The 22,033-nt window shown below is 41.5% G+C and carries 14 protein-coding genes; 11 read left to right on the top strand and 3 right to left on the bottom strand.

What is annotated here, in order from left to right; translation table 11 throughout:
- Window positions 1-91 precede the first annotated feature (91 nt).
- Complete coding sequence (locus KZC02_RS03020; RefSeq protein WP_221392752.1) at window positions 92-919, top strand: SDR family oxidoreductase; 828 nt, start codon at window positions 92-94, stop codon at window positions 917-919.
- Window positions 920-1,171: 252 nt separating this feature from the next.
- On the opposite strand, the gene KZC02_RS03015 is transcribed toward KZC02_RS03020, so the two are convergent.
- Window positions 1,172-1,534: a helix-turn-helix domain-containing protein gene (locus KZC02_RS03015; RefSeq protein WP_221392751.1), complete on the bottom strand. Its 363-nt coding sequence runs from the start codon at window positions 1,532-1,534 to the stop codon at window positions 1,172-1,174.
- A 145-nt stretch (window positions 1,535-1,679) separates the two neighbouring features.
- Between KZC02_RS03015 and KZC02_RS03010 the strand changes: the two genes are divergently transcribed.
- The 4 genes from KZC02_RS03010 to KZC02_RS02995 all read left to right on the top strand — a co-directional run bounded on the left by KZC02_RS03010 (window position 1,680) and on the right by KZC02_RS02995 (window position 4,701).
- Window positions 1,680-2,120: a DUF1304 family protein gene (locus KZC02_RS03010; RefSeq protein ID WP_221392750.1), complete on the top strand. Its 441-nt coding sequence runs from the start codon at window positions 1,680-1,682 to the stop codon at window positions 2,118-2,120.
- A 106-nt stretch (window positions 2,121-2,226) separates the two neighbouring features.
- Complete coding sequence (locus KZC02_RS03005) at window positions 2,227-2,679, top strand: carboxymuconolactone decarboxylase family protein (RefSeq protein WP_221392749.1); 453 nt, start codon at window positions 2,227-2,229, stop codon at window positions 2,677-2,679.
- 170 nt (window positions 2,680-2,849) lie between these two features.
- On the top strand, window positions 2,850-3,200 hold the full coding sequence (locus KZC02_RS03000; protein WP_221392748.1) for a YciI family protein: 351 nt from the start codon (window positions 2,850-2,852) through the stop codon (window positions 3,198-3,200).
- A 241-nt stretch (window positions 3,201-3,441) separates the two neighbouring features.
- Window positions 3,442-4,701 (top strand): RNA polymerase sigma factor, encoded by a 1,260-nt coding sequence (locus KZC02_RS02995; protein ID WP_221392747.1) that lies wholly within the window; start codon window positions 3,442-3,444, stop codon window positions 4,699-4,701.
- Between the two features lie 8 nt (window positions 4,702-4,709).
- Here the strand turns inward: KZC02_RS02995 and KZC02_RS02990 are convergent, their stop codons facing one another.
- Window positions 4,710-6,095 carry a GH1 family beta-glucosidase gene (locus KZC02_RS02990; protein WP_221392746.1) on the bottom strand — a complete coding sequence of 462 codons (1,386 nt, stop codon included), beginning with the start codon at window positions 6,093-6,095 and terminating at the stop codon, window positions 4,710-4,712.
- 235 nt (window positions 6,096-6,330) lie between these two features.
- Here KZC02_RS02990 and purL point away from each other — a divergent pair, with 235 nt between their 5' ends.
- On the top strand, window positions 6,331-9,993 hold the full coding sequence (gene purL / locus KZC02_RS02985; protein WP_221392745.1) for a phosphoribosylformylglycinamidine synthase: 3,663 nt from the start codon (window positions 6,331-6,333) through the stop codon (window positions 9,991-9,993).
- A 118-nt stretch (window positions 9,994-10,111) separates the two neighbouring features.
- On the opposite strand, the gene KZC02_RS02980 is transcribed toward purL, so the two are convergent.
- Window positions 10,112-14,050: a PVC-type heme-binding CxxCH protein gene (locus tag KZC02_RS02980; protein ID WP_221392744.1), complete on the bottom strand. Its 3,939-nt coding sequence runs from the start codon at window positions 14,048-14,050 to the stop codon at window positions 10,112-10,114.
- Between the two features lie 242 nt (window positions 14,051-14,292).
- Here KZC02_RS02980 and KZC02_RS02975 point away from each other — a divergent pair, with 242 nt between their 5' ends.
- The 5 genes from KZC02_RS02975 (at window position 14,293) to KZC02_RS02955 (ending at window position 21,992) form a co-directional block, all read left to right on the top strand.
- Window positions 14,293-14,973, top strand: coding sequence for a response regulator transcription factor (locus KZC02_RS02975; protein WP_221392743.1), 681 nt, complete (start codon window positions 14,293-14,295; stop codon window positions 14,971-14,973).
- Complete coding sequence (locus KZC02_RS02970) at window positions 14,970-16,322, top strand: sensor histidine kinase KdpD (protein WP_221392742.1); 1,353 nt, start codon at window positions 14,970-14,972, stop codon at window positions 16,320-16,322. The genes KZC02_RS02975 and KZC02_RS02970 overlap by 4 nt, the downstream gene beginning before the upstream one ends.
- A 109-nt stretch (window positions 16,323-16,431) precedes the next feature.
- Window positions 16,432-17,733: a TolC family protein gene (locus KZC02_RS02965; protein WP_221392741.1), complete on the top strand. Its 1,302-nt coding sequence runs from the start codon at window positions 16,432-16,434 to the stop codon at window positions 17,731-17,733.
- A 64-nt stretch (window positions 17,734-17,797) separates the two neighbouring features.
- Window positions 17,798-18,895, top strand: coding sequence for an efflux RND transporter periplasmic adaptor subunit (locus tag KZC02_RS02960; RefSeq protein WP_221392740.1), 1,098 nt, complete (start codon window positions 17,798-17,800; stop codon window positions 18,893-18,895).
- Window positions 18,896-18,905: 10 nt separating this feature from the next.
- Window positions 18,906-21,992 carry an efflux RND transporter permease subunit gene (locus KZC02_RS02955; RefSeq protein WP_221392739.1) on the top strand — a complete coding sequence of 1,029 codons (3,087 nt, stop codon included), beginning with the start codon at window positions 18,906-18,908 and terminating at the stop codon, window positions 21,990-21,992.
- The last annotated feature ends 41 nt before the right edge of the window (window positions 21,993-22,033 follow it).

Below are 22,033 nucleotides of genomic sequence, written 5' to 3'. Positions count from 1 at the left end.
CCACTTTGGCAACAAGTGCGGGTTGGTATTGAATGACCTTTGTTTTGTAATCAGAAGGAAAACCATTCAATTTTTACCAAACTTCAAAACAATGAAAACGATATTCATTACCGGTGCATCAGCCGGACTAGGCAGAAGTACTGCAAAATTATTTCAATCAAAAGGCTGGAAAGTAATCGCGACCATGCGGACGCCTGAAAAGGAAACCGAACTTAATCAGCTCGAAAACGTAACCATATTGCCACTTGATGTTACCAAAATCAATCAAATTGAAACAACAGTAAAAATCGCACTTGCATTGGGAGATATAGACGTAGTCTTCAATAATGCCGGTTATGGACTGATCGGGCCATTGGAATCTTATTCCGAAACACAGATCAGGGATCAGTTTGAAACCAATTTCTTTGGCGTAATTTGGGTTACTCAGGCTTTTATTCCCTATTTCAAGGAAAAAAGAAGCGGCCTTTTTATTACAACAACTTCTCTTTGCGGGTTAACCAGTTATCCGCTTTCTTCGATCTATAACGCATCAAAATGGGCACTTGAAGGATGGAGCGAAAGTATGTCATACGATCTTGCTTTATTTAATATCGGTATTAAAACGGTAGCGCCTGGCGGTATCAAAAGTAATTATATGAATGTGATGAAAGTAAACGAAGACAATGAGTATGATACCTTAATGCAAAGGCTGACAGAAGGGTTTACGGATGGTACATTAATGGAGTTTTCTGAAACAATAGTAATTGCTGAGGTGGTTTACCTGGCAGCAACAGATGAAAAAGACCAGCTGACTTATCCGGCCGGAAATGATGCCATGAGGATTTACAATAAAAGGCTGAAAGATGGCCCCGAAGTTTACCGCAATACAGTAGCAAAATACCTGAATCTCGAAAGTCCGTATGGCGTTACTGCGTTGTAATTGAATTGAAATGGGAATCTTATTACCAGGATTTCCATTTCGTATTATCGGAATTCCCTGAAAGTGTACGAGATTAGTTAACGAACTTTAAGAGTTTTTCTGACCGGATGCCGGCTCCCAGAGAATAATTGGAATTTAAATCTGTAATCGTTCCAGGTTCTAATTGGGTTTAACCATAATACTTTCTGTTGTAATAATTCTTGCAAAAATAAACCTATTGGTTATTGCCAGGAATATCTCTAAAAATTGTTCTTATTTTACCGCAGGCTCGTTTTGAATCAATTCATGGAATTTATTTTTATAGGTTTCACCCCAGCTTTTCATGGCAAATAAAACTTCTAATATACTTTCACCGCCTTCTGTTAATGAATATTCCACTTTCGGAGGCAGAACCGGATAAATTCTTTTTTCTATAATACCATGAAATTCCAATTCAGAAAGTTGCTGATTCAAAACCCTGGCCGATGCCTGTGGAATAGAACGGTGCAGTTCTGACGGCCGTCTGAGTCCTTTATTGATGTTGGCTAATAAATTGGCTTTCCATTTGCCGCCAATTACCTCAATGGCAATATTTAAGCCGCAGGTCAGATCTTTTGGTATTTTTTTCTCGTACATGACTGGATTTTTGCAGATACAAATATAAGCTATCGGTACTTTTCTGTCATACTGCTAAAATTATCAGTATAAGACAATTTTAGCAGTACTGGTATATTTTGTTACATTACCTGAGCTTTGTCATTTATACATAAACCGGTAGAAAATGAATGCAAAACCCTACTTAAATCCTCTTACAAAATGGTTAATAATCATTGTAATCAATGTCCATCTGATGTTCTTTATATTAGAAGCTATTTTTTGGATGGTGCCTGAAATTCACAATATTCTGCTCGGTTTTTTGAATAATCCCGTTTCGCTGGAATATCCTGTACAAGCATTGGTATTGAAAAATCTGTTTATTAACCAGGGCTTTTATAATTTATTTTTAGTATTCGCCGGGCTGGAAGGTCTGTATCTGGTAAATAAAGAAAAATATTCCAGTGGTTATGCATTGCTTTTATTTCTGTGCTTTTCAGGTACAGGAGCCGGTATTGTGTTGGCATTCAGCACAAAAGCTTATATTCTGGCATTTTTACAGGCTGTTCCGGCTTTGATCACCTTTTTGAGAATTTATCCACTTTATAAGGCTTCCGAGGTGAGATAAATGTTTTGGCGGAAAATGAAAATTTATTAAAAAATATTTTGCCTGCTTTGTCCAATTCCAGAAATCCAGTTGTCATTAGTTTTTACACAATTGAATTTCAAACAAAATGGAACAAAGGATTAACGTACAGGAAAAAGGCCAGAACGCATTAAAAATGCTATTTGGAATGGGCGGATATTTGAAAAAATCACCGGTTGAACAAAACCTTCTGGAGCTGGTTTATTTCAGGGTATCTCAAATAAATGGCTGTGCATATTGTCTGGATATGCATTCGAAAGATCTGCGCGCAAAAGGGGAAACCGAACAACGATTATATGGACTGACCGCCTGGCATGAAACTTCCTATTATACTGATCGCGAAAGAGCCGCTTTGGCCTGGGCAGAAGCCGTTACTAAATGCCAGGTGCCGGATGCGGTTTACAACGAAGTGAAAAATCAGTTTTCGGAAGAGGAGTTAATTGACCTAACTTTTGCAGTTAACAATATCAATACCTGGAACCGTCTTAATCTCGCATTTCCCAATGAACCAGGCACGTATAAAGTGGGGCAGTTTGGATAAGGGTTTTTTAGCTGTCAGCAATCGGCAGCGGTATATGGTTTGATTGGCTGACTTTTGTTTATTGGCTTAGCTCGACTGGTCAAACATATATCGTTATTAAATAATTAACAATAATCTCATCATTAAAGCTGAAGGCTGATTGCCGACGGCCGAGTGCAAAAAATGACAAAATGGAAGAATTCCTTTTAATATTTCGAAGAGACTTAATAACCCGGGAAGCGCAGCCTTCACCTGAGGAAATGCAATCGTCAATAAAACCCTGGCAGGATTGGCTGGGTGGCATTGCGGCTCAAAACAAACTGGCAAGGCCGTTACAGCGATGGGACGGAGAGGGCAGGGTTGTACAGCAAAACAGGAATGTAATTAACGGTCCTTATGCTGAAATTAAGGAATCAATTGGTGGCCTGATCATCATTAAAGCTGCTGATTATAATGAAGCTGCTGAAATTGCCAAAGGCTGTCCTATCCTGCAATTGGGCGGCAGTGTAGAAATAAGAAAGGCCGTTTCGGCAAATAGTTAAGAGCTTGATATTTAAAATGCCTTTGTATTTTCGTAAAGTGGTTCAATAAATGGTTTAAACGCAATAGGCGCAATACTAAAACGCAATGCAACTGTTCCTGAGAACACATTAGGATTGTAATGCACGGATTATTCACAAAATCCTTTCCGGAATATTTGATGATAGCGACCATTGCGGTTCCTACGGCGTCCATTGCGTTTAACTGTTATTTACAAGATTCTGGGCATTATTTATAAATTCTATGGAAGAAAAAGAACTTTTGCCACATTTATCCAGGACGGAATATCGGAAAATTGTCGGAGTGCTTTGTTATTTATTTGGTATTGAGCACATTGAAATTGCCGAAGATATTGTCAGTGATACGTTTCTATCCGCAACTGAATCGTGGGGCCAAAAAGGATTGCCCGAAAACCCGACTGCCTGGCTTTATACGGTTGCTAAAAATAAAACCAAAAACTACTTAAAACGTAACTCACTTTTTGAAAAAAAGCTTTCAACTGAATTAAGATATACGGCAAACAAAACCGAGGAAATTGAAATTGATCTGTCAGGTAAAAATATTGCCGATAGCCAATTGGCCATGATTTTTACAGTTTGTAATCCCGTCATTTCCAGCGAATCGCAAATTGCGCTTGCATTGAACCTGCTTTGCGGTTTTGGCATTCAGGAAATTGCGGACGCTTTTTTAACCAATAAAGAAGTCGTATATAAAAGAATTAACCGGGCAAGGGAAAAACTGAAAACGGAAAATATCAGGATCGAACAGCCAACCCATACAGAGATCAACGACCGGCTGGACACTGTACTTACAACACTGTATCTGCTGTTTTCGGAAGGATATTATTCCTTATCCCAAAATATTGTGCTGCGCAAAGACCTGTGTGCAGAAGCGATGCGGCTCACTTACATGCTGATTGAAAATGATACAACGAACAAACCTGCCGTCAATGCGTTGCTTGCGTTAATGTGCTTTCACTCGTCAAGATTCGATGCCAGGACTACCCAAAATGGTGAAGCGATCCTATATGAAGATCAGGACGAAACACTTTGGAACAAAGATTTGATCAGCAAAGGAGAATACTATTTGAACCGGTCATCAACCGGGAATATAATTTCAAAATACCATCTGGAAGCGGGGATCGCATATTGGCATACTCATAAAGAAGACAGCATTGAAAAATGGGAGAGCATTTTACAGCTTTACAACAGCCTGCTCATCCTGGAATATTCACCGATCGCTGCCCTGAACCGTACTTTCGCATTGGCTAAAACCAATGGGAAGGAGCAGGCCATTGTTGAGGCAGAGAAGCTAAATCTCACGAACAATCATTTTTATTACTCTCTGCTAGGAAATTTGTACACAGACATTGATAATCTGAAAGCATTGCAATACTTCGAAACGGCATTAAGCCTTACCAACTCTGTGGCAGATAGAACGACGATTTTGAAAAATATAAACCAGCTTACGGTTTTGGCTTCCGGAAATGAACCGGGCGGATAATGTTGTCATTATTTGATTACATCCTTTTCAATTCTCAAAAAATCTGAAAACCATTTTCCGGAATTTTTAATGGTGCGTTTTTGGGTTTTAAAATCAACATGAACCAAGCCAAACCGTGCATTGTAACCTTCCGCCCATTCAAAATTATCGGTAAGTGACCAGACGAGGTAACCTTTAACCTGCATGCCATCATTTTTTGCTTTCAAAATACTCCGGAGATATTGCTGAAAGAAATTGATTCTTTCCACATCATTCACCTGCTCATCGGTATGGACATCAGTAAAACAAGCGCCATTTTCCGAAATAATAATATCTCTAATGCCTTCATAATCAGAAAACTGTTTCAGTATTTCGTACATTCCATCAGGATCAATTTCCCAGCCCATTGCAGTAATGGGGACGTTACGTTTTCTTGCAGGTACTTCTTTTAGCCACAAAACAGGAGCCAGGTACGAGTGCCGGACAACAACGCTGAAATAATTCTGCAGGCCGATAAAATCAAAATCGAATTCCAGTTTTTTATCATCTCCTGGCAACATATATTTTTGGATACCCGAAAGAAATGGAAATGCATCTGTCGGATAGCCAAGACCCAGCACCGGTTCTATAAAAAGCCTGTTCATAACTGCATCGGCTCTTTTCGCGGCCAGAATATCTTTTGGATTCCGGGTAAATGGTTTTACAAACGAGCAGGATAGTGCCGTTCCGATATAGGCATCAGGAACATGGTTACGGATGATCCGACCGCCTTCTGCCTGGCACATGGCAAGATGATGAACAACTGGTAAAAAATTCCAGATACCTTTTTTACCGGGAGCATGCAGGCCTGTTGTGTAACCCAGCCCTGCAACTGCCATAGGTTCATTCAGCACGATCCAGTTACGGACGCGGTCGCCGAATTCAAGTGTACAAAGCTTTGTGTAATCACTAAACCAGTTTATAATATCACGGTTTTTCCAGCCTCCGCGGTTTTCAAGTGCCTGTGGTAAATCCCAGTGATACAACGTGATCCATGGCGTTATTTTCATTTCCAGGCATTTGTCGATCAGCCTGTTATAAAAATCAATTCCCTTTTGGTTTTTCTGTCCCGTTCCATCCGGAAGAATTCGTGACCACGAAACAGAAAAACGGAAATCAGTGAAACCTAATTTTTTGACCAGTTCGAGATCTGATTCATACAGGTTATAAAAGTCACAGGCAACGTCAGCATGGTCATTGTTTTTGATTTTTCCGGGCTTTTTAGAAAATGTGTCCCAGATAGATGGCCCGCGTCCGTCATCATTTACAGCACCTTCAATCTGATAAGCTGCGGTGGCCGTTCCCCAAATAAAATTCTCTCCAAAATCAGTTACGGATAACTGCGGATTATCGCCCGAAATAGTATTCAAATTCATTTTAACAACTGATAGCGGCAGTAATATTAAATAATATATGTCAAAGTGAACCCAATACTGACTTTCATCCTTGTTAAATAATACTGTATCAACCGGATTTCGGGTGTGTTCTGTTCCTAAATTTGAATCCAATGATTGTGCTTATCCAAAAATTATGCTGTATCGACAGGATATTACCCGTTTTAACAAGGGATAAAAAATTAAATAAATTACCTTTGCACCATAAAACGAAACTATGATTTATTTCTTCACCGACGATCACAACACAGTTTTTGCTGTTCAGATAGAGCGAACACTCACAATCACAGATACTTCAAAATTAGAATGGCTTTTTGCCGGAGCAAAACTCAGCCAGGAAACTGTACTGAATGACTTTTTTGTTGGTCCGCGGGCGGCCATGATAACACCATGGAGCACCAATGCCGTTGAAATAACCCAGAATATGGATATTCACGGCATTGTCAGGATTGAGGAATTCAAGCGCGTTGAAGCAGATTTTTCCGGCTTCGACCCTATGCTTTCACAGAAATTCAATGAGCTGAACCAGCATACTTATACCATCAGCATCGCTCCCGAATCTATTCAGGAAGTGGCTGATATAGCTGAATATAACAAGCAGGAAGGCCTTTCCCTGAGCAATGAGGAAGTTGATTATCTGAATAAACTTGCTGAAAAGCTGGACAGGAAACTTACTGATTCAGAGGTATTTGGTTTTTCTCAGGTGAATTCGGAACATTGTCGTCACAAAATATTCAATGGTACATTTGTTATTGATGGTGAGGAACAACCGGTTTCACTTTTCAAACTGATCCGTAAAACTTCGGAGACAAACCCCAATGGAATTGTTTCAGCGTATAAGGATAATGTGGCTTTTGTAAAAGGTCCTGTTGTTCAGCAATTTGCGCCGAAAAGGCCTGATGTGCCGGAATATTATGAGATAAAAGATTTCGAATCAGTAATTTCCCTGAAAGCAGAAACACACAATTTCCCTACTATAGTTGAGCCATTCAATGGTGCAGCGACAGGTTCGGGAGGAGAGATACGCGACAGGCTTGCAGGCGGACAAGGTTCACTTCCATTGGCCGGAACAGCGGTTTATATGACTGCACTTTCCCGGTTGGAAGATAATCGTCCCTGGGAAAAAGGCGTTGAAGAAAGAAAATGGCTTTACCAGACGCCCATGGATATCCTGATCAAGGCTTCTAATGGCGCTACGGATTTTGGAAATAAATTTGGTCAGCCACTTATTGTTGGTTCTTTGCTGACTTTTGAGCACGAAGAAGATGGCCGGAAGCTTGGTTACGATAAGGTAATTATGCAGGCTGGCGGGATAGGATACGGAAAGGCTGATCAGGCACAGAAAGAAAAACCAGAACCCGGTGATAAAATCGTTGTACTGGGTGGTGAAAATTACCGTATCGGGATGGGAGGGGCAGCAGTTTCTTCATCGGATACGGGTGCTTTTGGCTCAGGAATTGAACTGAATGCCATCCAGCGCTCCAATCCAGAAATGCAGAAACGAGTTGCCAACGCCGTTCGCGGTATGGTGGAGAGTGATAACAACACCATTATTTCAATCCATGACCACGGTGCAGGCGGGCATTTGAACTGTTTGTCGGAACTGGTGGAAGAAACCGGTGGCAAAATTGATTTAGATAAATTACCTGTTGGTGATCCAACGCTTTCGGCAAAAGAAATTATTGGTAACGAATCCCAGGAACGTATGGGATTGGTAATCAATAAGGAAAACCTGGAAATATTGCAGAAAATTGCGGAACGTGAAAGAGCACCCATGTATACTGTGGGTGACGTAACTGGTGATCACCGCTTTACTTTCGAATCTGCTAACACCGGGGCCAAACCAATGGATCTGGAAATGGACGATATGTTTGGCAGTTCTCCAAAAGTGCTGATGCATGACAAAACCGTTGAACGGGCATATCAACCTGTAAACTATGACATTGCGAAACTGAACGATTACCTCGAACAGCTTCTGCAACTGGAAGCAGTAGCAAGTAAAGACTGGCTTACCAATAAAGTTGACCGTTGTGTAGGTGGCCATGTTGCCAAACAGCAATGTGCGGGACCGCTTCAATTGCCCTTAAATAATGTGGGTGTAATGGCGCTGGATTTTCAGGGAAAAGACGGAATCGCTACATCAATTGGTCACGCACCACTTTCTGCCTTGATCAATCCTGCTGCGGGAAGCCGTAATGCCATTGCCGAATCACTTTCCAATATTGTTTGGGCACCGTTGAAAGATGGATTGGCAAGTGTTTCGCTTTCTGCCAACTGGATGTGGGCATGTAAAAACGAAGGCGAAGATGCACGTTTATATAAAGCCGTAAAAGCCTGTTCTGAATTTGCTATCAGTTTGGGAATCAACATTCCAACGGGAAAAGATTCTCTTTCCATGAAGCAGAAATATAAGGATGCGGAAGTGATTGCACCGGGAACGGTTATTATTTCGGCGGCCGGGCATTGTGATGATATAACTGCGGTTGTTGAACCCGTGCTTAAGAAAAACGGCGGGGCAATTTATTATATCAACCTTTCGGGTGATCAGTTCAAATTAGGTGGCTCGTCATTTGCGCAGGTACTGAATAAAATTGGTACGGAAACACCTGATATACTGGATGCAGATCAGTTTAAAAAAGCATTCAATACGATTCAGGAATTGATTAAAGCAGGAGAAATCCAGGCAGGCCATGATATTGGAAGCGGCGGATTAATTACGACTTTACTAGAAATGTGTTTTGCTGACCGAGATCTTGGCGCTTCTGTTGATCTTTCTGCATTGGGAGATCAGGATATTATTGAAAAGCTTTTTGCAGAGAATATTGCTCTGGTATTTCAGGCGAATGAAACAGCAGAAGCAGTTTTGACCTCCAACGGTGTAACATTCCAAAAGATTGGAACTGTGACTCAAACGGCAGGGCTGGAAGTTAAAAATGCTTCTGACACCTACCAGTTTGATATAGATTCCCTGCGTGATATCTGGTTCAAAACTTCATATTTACTCGATCAGAAACAGAGCGGACCGATTAAAGCAAAAGAACGTTTTGACAATTATAAAAATCATGCACTGAAATACAATTTCCCGGCACAGTTTGATGGGAAGAAACCTGTCATTGATGCCTCAAAACCAAGGCCAAAGGCGGCAGTGCTTCGTGAAAAAGGCAGCAATTCTGAAAGGGAATTGGCCAATGCGATGTATCTGGCGGGTTTTGATGTGAAAGATGTACACATGACCGATCTGATTTCAGGCCGCGAAACGCTGGAAGATATTCAGTTCATTGGCGCTGTGGGTGGTTTCTCTAATTCCGATGTATTGGGCTCAGCAAAGGGATGGGCAGGGGCTTTTCTATATAATGAAAAAGCAAAAATTGCACTGGAGAATTTCTTTAAAAGAGAAGATACTTTGTCTGTCGGAGTGTGTAATGGCTGCCAGCTTTTTATTGAATTAGGGCTGATCAACGAAGATCACGAGGAAAAACCAAAAATGCTGCACAATGAAAGCGGCAAGCATGAGAGCATTTTCACCTCGCTGACCTTACAGGAAAATAATTCGGTAATGCTCTCCACTCTGGCTGGAAGCACATTAGGAGTCTGGGTTTCACATGGTGAAGGCCGGTTCCAGTTGCCTTATTCCGAAGAGAAATATAATATCGTTGCCAAATACGCTTACGAAACTTATCCGGCCAGTCCAAACGGATCAGCTTATAATACGGCAATGCTTTGTGATAACTCAGGTAGACATCTGGTGATGATGCCGCATATTGAAAGGTCGCTGTTTCAATGGCATTGGGCCAATTATCCTGATGGAAGAAAAGACGAAGTATCGCCATGGATAGAGGCTTTTGTCAACGCAAGGAAATGGGTGGAATCGCATCATTGATTTACTAATCGGGTGAGAAAAACCTATTCGGATCAATTGAGTTAAGGAATTTATCTAGGTTTATAAAAACGAAAGGCCGGAAACTGTTTCCGGCCTTTCATCTCTATAGTGGCATATATTACGGCATTTTATAATCTTTCACTGTTAGAATTCCCTGCATAACGCGCCAATGTCCTGGAAAGGAACATATGAACGGATATTCACCCGGTACATCAGGAGCCTTAAAATTGAGACGGAAACTCTTTCCTGAATTGACCAAAGGTGTTGCAAACAACACGTCTTTCGAATCAGGGACAAAATTTCTTTCAAATCCATCTTTCAGTTTTGCCATAGCGTCGGCGGCTTCTCCTACATTTTGTGTTGTTCCGGGCTTTACGATCACCACGTTATGCGGCATCAGATCCGGATTTTCAAATACAAGTGAAACCGACTTTCCGGCCGTGACAGTAAGTATCTTTTTATCAAAAGCCATTTTAGCCTCAACGGCAACAAGTTTAATTTCTATGGTTCCAAGCATTTCCAGCCTGGAAAGAATTTCAGCCCGGTCTTTTTCAGGAATTTCAGAAACCATGCTTTTCGCTTTTGTAATGGTCTTTGCAAAATTTTCTGTCGCCTGGTTATTTTCTGGTGTATTGTTCAGATATGAAATATAGTCATTTAGCTTTTGGGTTTTTGTTTCGCTGTTGCCCGACATTCTGAATAATAACGGAAAAACAATTTCGGGCTGTTTGGTGGTCATTCCTTTTACTTTTTCATAAAAAGATGCTTGCAGATCTTCATCTGTTAACAGAGAAATACCATTCAGATAGTCTTCTTCATTTGAAGCATTTTTTTGAGTATGATCCTGTACCGAATTATCTGATCTTTCTGCCGTGATGATAGCCGCATAAGCCGTGGCATGCTGTAACCGGCTGCTGTCATTTTCGATCATACTCCTGAGTTCCGGAAGCTGGCTTTTGAGTTCTGCCGGATCAGAATCCAGTAACATGCGGATAAGTTGCAGCTGCGGTTCGCTTTGCAGGGTTGCCCCTTGTTTTATTTCCAGTTCACGAATAGCTTGAAGTAAAACTTTAACGCCAGTGCTGTTTTGTGCTTTGGCCAGTTGTACAACTGCATTTTGTTTTTGTTTCAGGTCAAAATCATTCCTGGAAATGAGTAAGCTTAAAACTTCCGGCGACTGTGGAAATTCCTGAAGTTCCTGTGCACTCACAAGATTAAGTAAATAGGGAAGTGCCTGTTTTTGAGTTGCGTTCAGATTTTTATTTTGTTTAAAATCCGCCAGCCATAATGGTTTCAGGAAATTGAAAGTTTCCCGGATAGCATAATCCAGATAATAATCAGTCGGATATTTGAAAATATCCATAGCGGCAGCCACGGTCTGAGGAGAATTAAAATAACTCAGGGCGACAATCGCTTCCAATCTGACCCTGGCAGATTCGTCGTTAACCCGGGCCTGCATTAATTCAAGAGAACCGGGTAGCCGGTCGCGCCAGTTCAGCAAAACCTTTGTTGCGGCAGCACGTGCCTCATATTGTTTTGCATTTAGCAGGGTTCTCAGAATTTCGGGTTCCACAACATCAAAATCCTGGTAAAGCCAAAGTGCTTCCAACAGATGATGCTCAAATTGTTCGTCGTTTTTATTTAATCGGGAAACCCATTTTTTTAATTCAGGTAAAACCTTTACCGGGTCTTGCTGCCGGACTTGTGCTCTGGAACGGTAACGCATCCGGTCTTCATATTCTTTTAAATTATCAAGAAGCTGAGAAATGTTTTGTTTGGAAACGTCAACTGGTTTCAAAAGTGGCTTGTTCTTATAAGTAATTCTCCAGATACGGCCATGGGATTTATCCCTTGCCGGATCGCGCGGTGGATTTTCTCCATGCGAAATCAGCGGATTGTACCAGTCCACGATGTACAAACCTCCATCCGGACCGAATTCAAGATCAATCGGACGGAAATTCGGATCAGAAGATTGCAGTATCGGTTCCACTTCTTTACTGCTGATACCCGATCCTTTTGGTATAATTCTATGCTGTTTCGTTCCCTGAAAACCAATGTTGTTATTAACAATAAAATCACCCTGGACTTCATCAGGAAACTGGCGGCTTGAAACGATTTCTATGCCCGCCGTAGGTCGTACCCGTGTTTCCGTAAACATGTTAATACGCGGATGTTTATTGGGATAAGTTACCTTGCCGGTCATTGGCGGGGCAAAATAATTAGAACCGTCGCTGGCGTCTCCAATCAGGTGCATGCCCCATTTATCGAAAACGCTGCCCCATGGATTGTAATAAGGATAGGAAATATAATCAAAAAGCTTTCCTGTCCTGGGTTCAAAACGATAAGTTGATCCGGCATAAGACCGGACTGGCCCGTAAGGAGTTTCAACCTGTGAATTCAGAAATGTTCCTTCATTAAAATACAATGCACCATCCTGCCCGAACGTGAACGCATGCGTCGCATGGTGGCTATCTTCCGAGCCAAAACCAGTCAGTATAACTTCGCGAAGATCGGCTTTATCGTCACCATCGGTATCTTTCAGAAATAAAATATCAGGCTCCTGGGATACATATATACCGCCGTTCCCAAATTCAAAACCCAGCGGTAGATACAGGTCATCTGCAAAAACGGTGTGTTTGTCAGCTTTTCCATCCAAGTCCGTATCTTCCAGAATGATAATTTTATCATGAACCGGAATGCCTGGATAATATTGCGGATAGGTTGGCATGGTTGCGACCCAAAGCCTTCCTCGCGCATCAAAATTCATTGCAACCGGTTTTTCAACGGGGAAATCTTTTTCCGAAGCAAATAAATTGATCTCATAACCGGCTGGTAATGTAAACTTTTCTGTCGTTGCCGTCCAGGCTTTTTCCTGGTGATGTGCATGTGCCGCAGCTGCTTTGGCTGCTTCCCCCTGCCTGCCCGTCATGGGTATGTCGGTAATCAATGATGGGTCAACTGGTTTTCCGCGACGGTCTGTAATGGCAATTGCCCTTTTAAAACCAAGAGTGTTGTTACTTTTACCTAACTCCCATATCACAGAATCAAGTGAAACGGCCATCTGGTTTAGCTTTCGCAGTTCGGGAGGAAAGGCAATCACACCAAATGGCTCCCGTCTTCTTCCGTAAATATATTCCCCATTCACCGCACGCCAGCGATAAAAAAAATGATCATCCTTCATTTTAATCACCTGAAGTAATTTTTGGCTGTTTTCAGAATCAAAATCAGCTATTTTATCAAATCCCAGAGATTGCCCAATCCAATCGGCAGCCAGCCTGTAACCTGCATCATTCAAATGAATACCGTTGATCGTAATAACTGGTTTATTTCCTGAATTCATTCTTGCCATTGAAGGCGTAAACAGGTCGACAAAGTAAATACCTTTTGCTTCCGCTGTTTTTTGCATGGCTTTGGTATACAGTTCCAGATTTTTATTGTGGTCTGTCGGGTCAGGATAATATTGGCCCAGCTTTTCGTGCGAAATAGGAGAAACCAGCACGAGTTTAGGTACAGAGCGGCCATTAAACTGATTTTCCTGTAAATTTTGAATAAATACTACGAGATCTTTTTCAAATTTTTGCAGGCCGGCTGCTCCTTTAAACGCTTCGTTCATGCCAAAACAAAGAAAAATAACGTCTGCTTTTTGTTCAGTCAAATCCTGGTTTAAACCATTGAAATTGAGCGCAACGGGCATTGTGATTGGTTCGCCCTCATGGGTAAATCCCTGGAATGTAATTTCCTTTTTTACTTTGGGCGGAAGTGATGCTTTTTCACCAAAACCCGGAAAATTGAGCGGACGTGGCTGTAAACCAACCTCGTCGGCACTCCATCCCATATTTCTGAGTGTCAGTTGATGATCAGGGAAATTCTTCTGCAAAAGCGTTTCAAAATACCCATAATGGCGCATCCTGTCTGCAAATGTGTTTCCGAGCAGAATAATGTGATCACCTTTTTGAGGAATAATGTGGGACTTTAAGGGCTGGCAAAAAACTGGTGCAACGGAAATACCAGACAAAAAAATCAGGATTGAAAGAATAATCTGAATGGATGTTCTCATAATTGTTGGGATAATTTCAGAAAATACCCTGGATGCGGATACATCAATATTTCAATTATAGTTGGTGATCTTATCCTGTACTATCCTGTAATTTTGTATTTATTGGAGATAAAAAGTGATTTAATTATAATAAAAGTCATGATTTTCTATTTTATACCCTGACTTCGTACGCTCTGTGCTTAACTTAGCTCATTCTAAATGTGGAATTCAATACAGTCACAAATTTTACCGGATAACTTATAATGAAAATACTCGTAGTTGAAGATGATATCCGGATCAGCAGTTTTCTTCAAAAAGGGTTACAGGAAGCAGGTTATACAGTACAGCTTGCCTCCGACGGTTACCAGGCGCGCGACCTGATTCAGTCGGATAACTGGGATTTGTTTATTCTGGACATCATGTTGCCGGATATAGACGGACTACAGCTTGCCCAAATTATCCGTTACAAAAAAATTGGCACGCCTGTATTGATGCTGAGCGCTTTGGGTGAAGCCGAAGATAAAATTAAGGCTTTGGACATTGGTGCCGACGATTATTTAGTGAAACCTTTCCATTTTCCTGAGTTACTATCCAGGATCAAAGCTTTAAGAAGAAGATACGAATTGCATTACTCGAAGGACCGGGTAATGGAATGTGGCGGCCTGATGGTGAATGTAGATGCTAATACGATCAGCAGGAGCGGACAGGAGATTTTACTTTCGGCAAAGGAATTCAAACTGCTCGTTTTTTTACTCGAAAACAAAAACCGGATTGTAACCCGAACCCAGATTCTGGATATCGTCTGGAACACCAATATGGATACCTACACCAATGTGGTTGACGTTTATATTTCATATCTGCGCAATAAAATAGACAGCAACTTTTCCGAAAAACTCATCAAAACCGTGAAGGGCCGCGGTTACATGATCACTGCTAATTCATGAAAATACAGCACAAACTTACGCTGAACTCCTCATTGGTTTTTGGACTGGTTTTAACCATTTCCTCAGTGCTTATCTATCTTAATTTTATCAAATCAGCAGAGAATATTTTCTTTGAAGAGCTGGCCAGGACCGCAAATCTTACAGCTTCATTTTATCTGGAAGAAGATGAGCTGAATACCAGGGAATACAGCAGAATTAAAGAAAGTTTTCTGAATGCCAGTATCAACCAGGAAATCCGCCTGTACGACAAATCGGGGATAATTCATTATGGTGCTGCCGATCCGGATACGAACATTACGGCAAGGATACTTAAAACGATCAGGGCCAACAGCCGTTATAATTTTAAGGTGGGTAATACCTTTTATTACGCCATTTATTACCGCGATAACCAGGGCTCTTTCAGTATAATTATCAAAGGTAAAAACCCTACGCTGGAAGCTCAGAAAAGTGAATTTATTAAAACACTTCTTGCTGCATTGTTCCTCGGAATAGTAGTCATTGTAGCGCTTAGCTATTCACTTTCCAGAATTGCCTATTCTCCCGTCCGTCATATTATAGATCAGGTCAAAACACTGGATATGAATGGTGGCAGGCATAAACTGACTTATAAACACACGAAAGATGAACTGGAAGATCTTTTTCAGGAGTTTAATTCAATGCTTGAAAAGGCGTATCAGAATATCCAGATCCAGAAGAATTTTATAAGCCATGCATCACATGAATTAAAAAGCCCGCTTGCTTCCATTGTGGGAAATCTGGAAGTATTACTGCATAAAGACAGGGAAATCCAGGAATATAAAAATGTGAACCTGAGCGTTTTGAATGATGCAGGACGTTTGGAGAAAATTCTTAAAAATCTGCTTGTACTTGCGGGGCTGGATCAGAATAACCAGGAGAAAAATAAGGAAGAAAGGGTTGATGAAATTCTTTGGGAAGTGCTTGATCAGCTGGCAACAGACTACAATGCAACGAAAATCAATCTCCACTGGAACCTTCCAGACAGTGCAATGCATCTGCTTACTTATCATTGTGTGCATACACAAATTTATATTGCACTTTACAACCTGATAGAAAATGCAGCGAAGTTTTCTGACGATAAACCAGTGGAACTAACCGTTACGGATATTGATAACCAGTTGATTATAAAGATTCAGGATCAGGGAATTGGAATTAATAAAGATGACCTGCTCCATATAACGGAGCCATTTTATCGCGGACATAATGCCCTTAAAATAAAGGGAAACGGATTGGGACTGGCCATATCTGCAAGGATATTTGACAATCACGCAATTAAAATGAGTATTCAATCGGAAGCGGGCGCTGGTACACTTATCAGCCTTATTTTCTAAGTAATTTTCTCATCTGTTTCTAATGTTGCTCTCATGTAATTATAATTCAGTTCAAAGAATGCTCTAATGTTGCGCGGCTAATTTTGTGCTTTCAACAAACAATAAATTTGTGAAGTACAATTTTGCAGCAGTCATTATGCTGGTTTTTGCTATTGGTTTTTCGGGCTCGGCTGCCGCTTCAGGTGACACTTTGAGGATTTCCAAAAAAGAGGCAGAAGCTTTATTTTTGAACAATAACCTGGAACTGGTTGCCCAAAAGCTGAATATACAACAGGCAGAGGCACAGATCATTCAGGCAAAACTTTGGCCTAATCCGGAATTTAGCCTGGATGAATTAAATTTGTGGGCCACAAAAAACCAGCTTTCTTCGGGAGAATCTATTCCTGGGCTGATCGGAAATTTTGGTAAAAACCGTGAGTTTACTGCCGAACTTTCACAGCTTATAAAAACCGGTGGCAAGCGAAAAAAGCGGATAGCCCTGGAATCTGTTTCACGCGATATCACCACGGTTTATTTTTCGGAACTGATCAGGGAATTAAAAACGCAGCTTCGCAAAAATCTGTATGAACTCTCTTTTCAGCAATCTTATTTAAGCGTTCTGACTACGCAGCATATCGAGCTCACCAAACTGCTTTTGTCATTTGAAAAGCAGTACGCTCAGGGAAATCTGAACAAACCGGAACTGTTTCGCCTAAAAGCATTAAAGCTTGACCTGAACCAGCAGATTGTTGAGGCGCAAAAGGAAGTACATGGTATTCAAAAGGAATTATCTGTTTTACTCAATCTTCCTTCCGATACATATCTGATTGCGGATGTGCCGGATCAGTTCAATACAAATTTACCGGGCAGGTTGTCACTGGATAACCTGATTTCAATTGCGGCGGAAAACCGGCCGGATGGTAGGATCAGCATTTTGCAGCAAAACCTGGCGCAAAAAACATTTGACTATGAATACGCCCGGCGAAAGCCGGATCTGACTCTGGGTTTGAACTACGACCGCGGGGGTAATTTCTTGTTAAACTTCTTTGGGTTCGGGTTAAGATTTGATGTGCCGGTTTTCAACAAAAACCAGGGCGCCATTCTGGAAAGTAAGATCGGGATTGAAAAATCAAAGGTTGAGACACAGCAAAAGAACAGGGTCATAGAAGCTGAGGTAACCGGAACTTTCCGTGATCTGCAAAAAAGCCTTACTGCTTACCAGAATCTGGACACGGCTTACATCACAGATCTGGATCATGTCTTTCAGTCCTATACCACGTATTATGTTCAGCGACAGATCAATATGGTTGAATATCTTGATTTCTTCGATGCCTACATATCTAACAAAAAAACCATTTTACTAACCTTAAAACAGTTGCAGGATAGTCTTGAAGAATTAAACCATGCCACCGCGGCAGAAGTGAATGAGTAAAAAGCCCTCTTGTCCCTGAATATTTTCATTTCTGTAAATCCGGAAAAATTTCAATATAATCATCATGTTTACATCAACCCGCTATCTGTTGGCCTTTTTTGCGCTGTCCGCTACTTTGGCCTCCTGTTATAAAAATACAGAAGAAGTAGTAAAAGAAAAACCTGTTTCGGCTTCGATCCTGCCTACTAAAATTGTTACTTATCCCGCAGTTCTTGAACCTGTTACGCAATCTATCCGGTTGAACGGCCAGATTGAATATAACCCCAATCAGGTTGTGCATTATGCCAGTCTGGTAAAAGGAATTGTAACAAAAACCTATTTTTCTCTTGGTGACAGAGTTTTAAAAGGACAGGTTCTGGCAGAGCTTAGAAGTATAGAACTGAGTGACCTGAACGCTCAGAGCAAAACACTGGAATCGCGGCTCACAGTAGCGAAAAGAAAACTGGCTGTTTCAGAATCCATGTTCGGCGACCGCATTGCCTCTGAAAAAGACCTTTTTGAATCACAAAGTGAAGTAGATATACTCAAAACAGAAATTGAAAAAATCCAGGCTAATCTATCGCTTTACAATGCAAGTTCTGAAAAAGGTGTGTTTCAGATCAAATCTCCTGTGGGTGGTTATGTGGTTGAAAATAATATTTCCTCAGGAACGCAGATCAGTGGAAATGAATCGGACCTTTTTACGATTTCTGATCTGTCGGACGTCTGGATAACGACGAACATTTATGCCGTAGACCTGCCTTTCGTACAAAAAGGAATGAAAGCCGTCATAAAATCAAAGGCTTATCCGGACGAAACTTTTGACGGCACAATTTCAGAAATCTCACAGGTTCTTGATCCGCAGGAGCGAGTTTTGAAAGCACGGATAAGAATGCCAAATAAGGACCTGAAATTGAAACCGGGACTTACTATTGAAGCAGTTATAAGGAAAAGCCTTAGTGAACAGGCAATTGGTATTCCATCTGCCGCACTGATTTTTTACAATAATGAAAATTATGTGCTTATTCAAAAACCTGATAATACCCTGGAACCACGTAAAGTAATCGTTGACGTCAAGGATAACGACCGCGTTTTCTTTAAGAGTGGTATTGCAGCAGGCGAAAAAGTAGTCATCAATAATCAGCTTCTCCTTTTTTACGAAGTACTGAATTCGGATAAATAAAAATAATTTCATGCAAAAGTTAACACTAAGCATCGTTGCGTTCTCTTTAAAGAATACGATGATCGTATTCTTTATGACTGCTGTTCTGGCGGTAGCAGGCATTGTGAGCTATATCAATACACCCATTGAAGCATTTCCGGATGTAACCAATACAAGGGCCAGGATCATTACCCAGTGGCCGGGCAGAAGTGCAGAAGAAATAGAAAAGTTCATAACTCTTCCGGTGATGAAAGAGATGAATACAATTCCGAAGAAATCGGAAGTGCGTTCTATTTCGCTATTTGGGCTATCGGTTGTAACGGTTTTATTTGAGGACAAAGTAGAAGATTTTTACGCACAGCAGTATGCATCCACCCGCCTGAGAAATATTGACCTTCCCAAAGGTGCAGAGGCTGAGATTGAACCGCCATATGGCGCAACAGGGGAAATTTTCAGGTATGTACTGAAAAGCGACCGTCCTGTAAAAGAACTTACTGCCCTGCAGGAATGGGTGATTGAACGGGAACTGGTGGCGGTGCCTGGTGTTGCCAATGTTGCCAGTTTTGGCGGGGAAGAAAAAATATACGAGGTCAGGGTTAATCCGGCATTGCTTGCACAATACAATCTCACGCCATTGGATGTGTACGAAGCAATTGGGAAAAGTAATATCAATGTGGGCGGAGATGTGATCCAGAAAGGCGACCAGGCTTATGTGGTACGCGGCATGGGTTTACTGGAAAGCACGCAGGATATCGAAAACATCCTGATCAGTGTAAGAGGTTCGACGCCGGTGCACGTAAAACAGGTTGCCGAAGTGAATATCACCGCCAAACCAAGGCTGGGGCAGGTTGGGCTTGGTGAAGACAAAGATCTGGTTGAAGGGATCGTGGTGATGCTTCGCGGAGAAAATCCAAGCGATGTAATTGTTAAACTTCAAAAAACCATTGATGAACTGAACAACCGTATCCTGCCGTCTGATGTGAAAATTGTGCCCGTTATAGACCGCACCGAACTGGTGAACGCAACGGTAAATACTGTGACCCACAACCTTGCAGAAGGTATTGTACTGGTTTCCATTATCGTTTTTGTCTTCCTTTTCAACTGGCGTACAACCGTAACCGTTGCTTTGGTTATTCCGTTATCCTTTCTTTTTGCGATCACAATGCTTCGCATCCAGGGATTGCCCGCAAACCTGATCTCACTGGGTGCCATTGACTTTGGTTTACTGCTGGAAGGTACTATGGTCATTGTTGAGAAGATATATGTGGATCTTGAAAAAAGCTCACTCCGGCTTGGCGTTGACCGGTTCAATAAAATGTCCAAACTGGGCCTCATGAAACGTAGTGTAAAGGACGTGGCTTCTCATATTTTCTTTGCACAAATAATACTGATCGTTGCGCTTCTGCCTATTTTTTCTTTTCAAAAAGTAGAAGGGAAAATGTTTACTCCGCTTGCATTTACGCTCGGTTATGCATTGATAGGCTCTCTGATTTTGAGCCTGACCTTTGTTCCGGCAATGTGTAAAGTGCTATTAAGGAAAAATGTTACGGAAGTTAAAAATCCGGTCGTCCATTTTTTCAGGAGTAACATCTTTAAATTATACTTGTGGAGTGAGCGTAACAAAAGGTTGGTTATGAGCACGTTTGTGATTTTGTTTTTGGTTTGTATAGGCCGGTTCCTGACATACGGTACGGAATTTATTCCCAAACTAAATGAAGGTGCTATTTATGTCAGGGCAACACTGCCAAACAGTATTAATCTGGAACAATCGGTGAAAACGGGTAATGTGCTCCGGGATACTTTACGCTCGTTTCAGGAAGTGAAATTTGTGATGAGCCAGACAGGAAGGCCCAACGACGGTACCGACCCGACGGGCTTTTTTAACAATGAATTTCATATTCAGTTAAAGCCGGAATCAGAATGGAAAAGGCATATTAAAAAAGACGAGCTGCTGCGTGAGATGAAGGAAGTCCTGTCATCTTTTCCGGGTTTATCTCTTGGATTCAGCCAGCCGATACAGGATAATGTGGAAGAATATGTGGCGGGTGTAAAAAGCTCACTGGTGATAAAAATTTTTGGGGACGATCTCAATGATATGGAAAATCTGGCAGATCAGGTGGCTGATAACCTGCATAAAGTAGATGGTGTTGCTGATATTCTGGTTTACCGTAACATCGGGATCCCTGAACTTGCAATTAAACTGGATGAAGCCAGAATGGCTCGCCATGGAGTATCAATGGCAGATGCACAGGCGGTCATTGAGATGACGATTGGTGGAAAAGCGGCATCAGTTTTTTATGAAAATGACCGTATGTTTGATATAACAATCCGTTACCAGAAAGAATACCGTGACACCGAAGAAGAAATTGGCAACATTATCATTCCTTCTCTTGACAACCACCAGGTTCCGTTGAAGGAAATCGCCACGATCAGTACCAAAACCGGGCCTGCATTTATATACCGCGAAGGAAGCAGCCGTTACATTGGAATTGGTTTCAGTATTGATGGCCGTGATATGGGAAGTACCATTGCTGAGGCACAGAAAGTAGTAAAGGAAAATGTCAGATTTTCTAAAAATACCAAAGTTGTATGGGCAGGTGAATTTGAAAGTAAAGAACGGGCAACCAAACAATTGTCGGTTATCATTCCTGCTGCCTTAGTACTGATCATTTTTCTGTTATACATGAATTTTGGGAATGCAAAAGACACCCTGATTTCCCTCATTACTATTCTGTTTGCATTCGTTGGAGGTTTTCTTTCACTATGGATGACTGGAACGATATTCGGTATTTCTGCGGGAATCGGGTTCATTATTTTATTCGGAGTTTGCACGATTGACGGAATTATTCTGGTCCATGTCATGAAGGACAATCTACTTCATGGGCTTCCGCTGAGGCAGGCGATTTCCGACGGGATCTATGGAAGGATACGCCCGGTGATCATGATTGCCTTAATGGGTTCTCTCGGGCTGCTTCCGGCTGCGCTTTCCAATGGGATGGGTTCCGAAATTCAAAAGCCGCTCGCTATTATGATCGTTGGTGGACTTCTGATCTGTATGTTTTTATCATTTACCGTGTTACCGCAAATATTCTACTGGGCTTACAGGAAAAAGAGTTAAAAATCAAATATTAAATTCTGGGTATGCCTTTTACCAAGAGG

The sequence above is a fragment of the Dyadobacter sp. NIV53 genome (genome assembly GCF_019711195.1).
GTDB lineage: Bacteria > Bacteroidota > Bacteroidia > Cytophagales > Spirosomataceae > Dyadobacter.
The sequence above is the reverse complement of the archived record's forward strand: the minus strand, read 5'-3'. Positions and strand labels throughout refer to the sequence as shown.

Excerpts from the sequence above, each read along its gene's own strand:
- KZC02_RS02980 (WP_221392744.1), bottom strand. The coding sequence starts at position 14,050 with ATGAGAACATCCATTCAGATTATTCTTTCAATCCTGATTTTTTTGTCT.
- KZC02_RS03015 (WP_221392751.1), bottom strand. The coding sequence starts at position 1,534 with ATGTACGAGAAAAAAATACCAAAAGATCTGACCTGCGGCTTAAATATT.
- KZC02_RS02970 (WP_221392742.1), top strand. The coding sequence starts at position 14,970 with ATGAAAATACAGCACAAACTTACGCTGAACTCCTCATTGGTTTTTGGA.
- KZC02_RS02955 (WP_221392739.1), top strand. The coding sequence starts at position 18,906 with ATGCAAAAGTTAACACTAAGCATCGTTGCGTTCTCTTTAAAGAATACG.
- purL (WP_221392745.1), top strand. The coding sequence starts at position 6,331 with ATGATTTATTTCTTCACCGACGATCACAACACAGTTTTTGCTGTTCAG.
- KZC02_RS02995 (WP_221392747.1), top strand. The coding sequence starts at position 3,442 with ATGGAAGAAAAAGAACTTTTGCCACATTTATCCAGGACGGAATATCGG.
- KZC02_RS02990 (WP_221392746.1), bottom strand. The coding sequence starts at position 6,095 with ATGAATTTGAATACTATTTCGGGCGATAATCCGCAGTTATCCGTAACT.
- KZC02_RS03005 (WP_221392749.1), top strand. The coding sequence starts at position 2,227 with ATGGAACAAAGGATTAACGTACAGGAAAAAGGCCAGAACGCATTAAAA.
- KZC02_RS03020 (WP_221392752.1), top strand. The coding sequence starts at position 92 with ATGAAAACGATATTCATTACCGGTGCATCAGCCGGACTAGGCAGAAGT.
- KZC02_RS03010 (WP_221392750.1), top strand. The coding sequence starts at position 1,680 with ATGAATGCAAAACCCTACTTAAATCCTCTTACAAAATGGTTAATAATC.
- KZC02_RS02975 (WP_221392743.1), top strand. The coding sequence starts at position 14,293 with ATGAAAATACTCGTAGTTGAAGATGATATCCGGATCAGCAGTTTTCTT.
- KZC02_RS02960 (WP_221392740.1), top strand. The coding sequence starts at position 17,798 with ATGTTTACATCAACCCGCTATCTGTTGGCCTTTTTTGCGCTGTCCGCT.
- KZC02_RS03000 (WP_221392748.1), top strand. The coding sequence starts at position 2,850 with ATGGAAGAATTCCTTTTAATATTTCGAAGAGACTTAATAACCCGGGAA.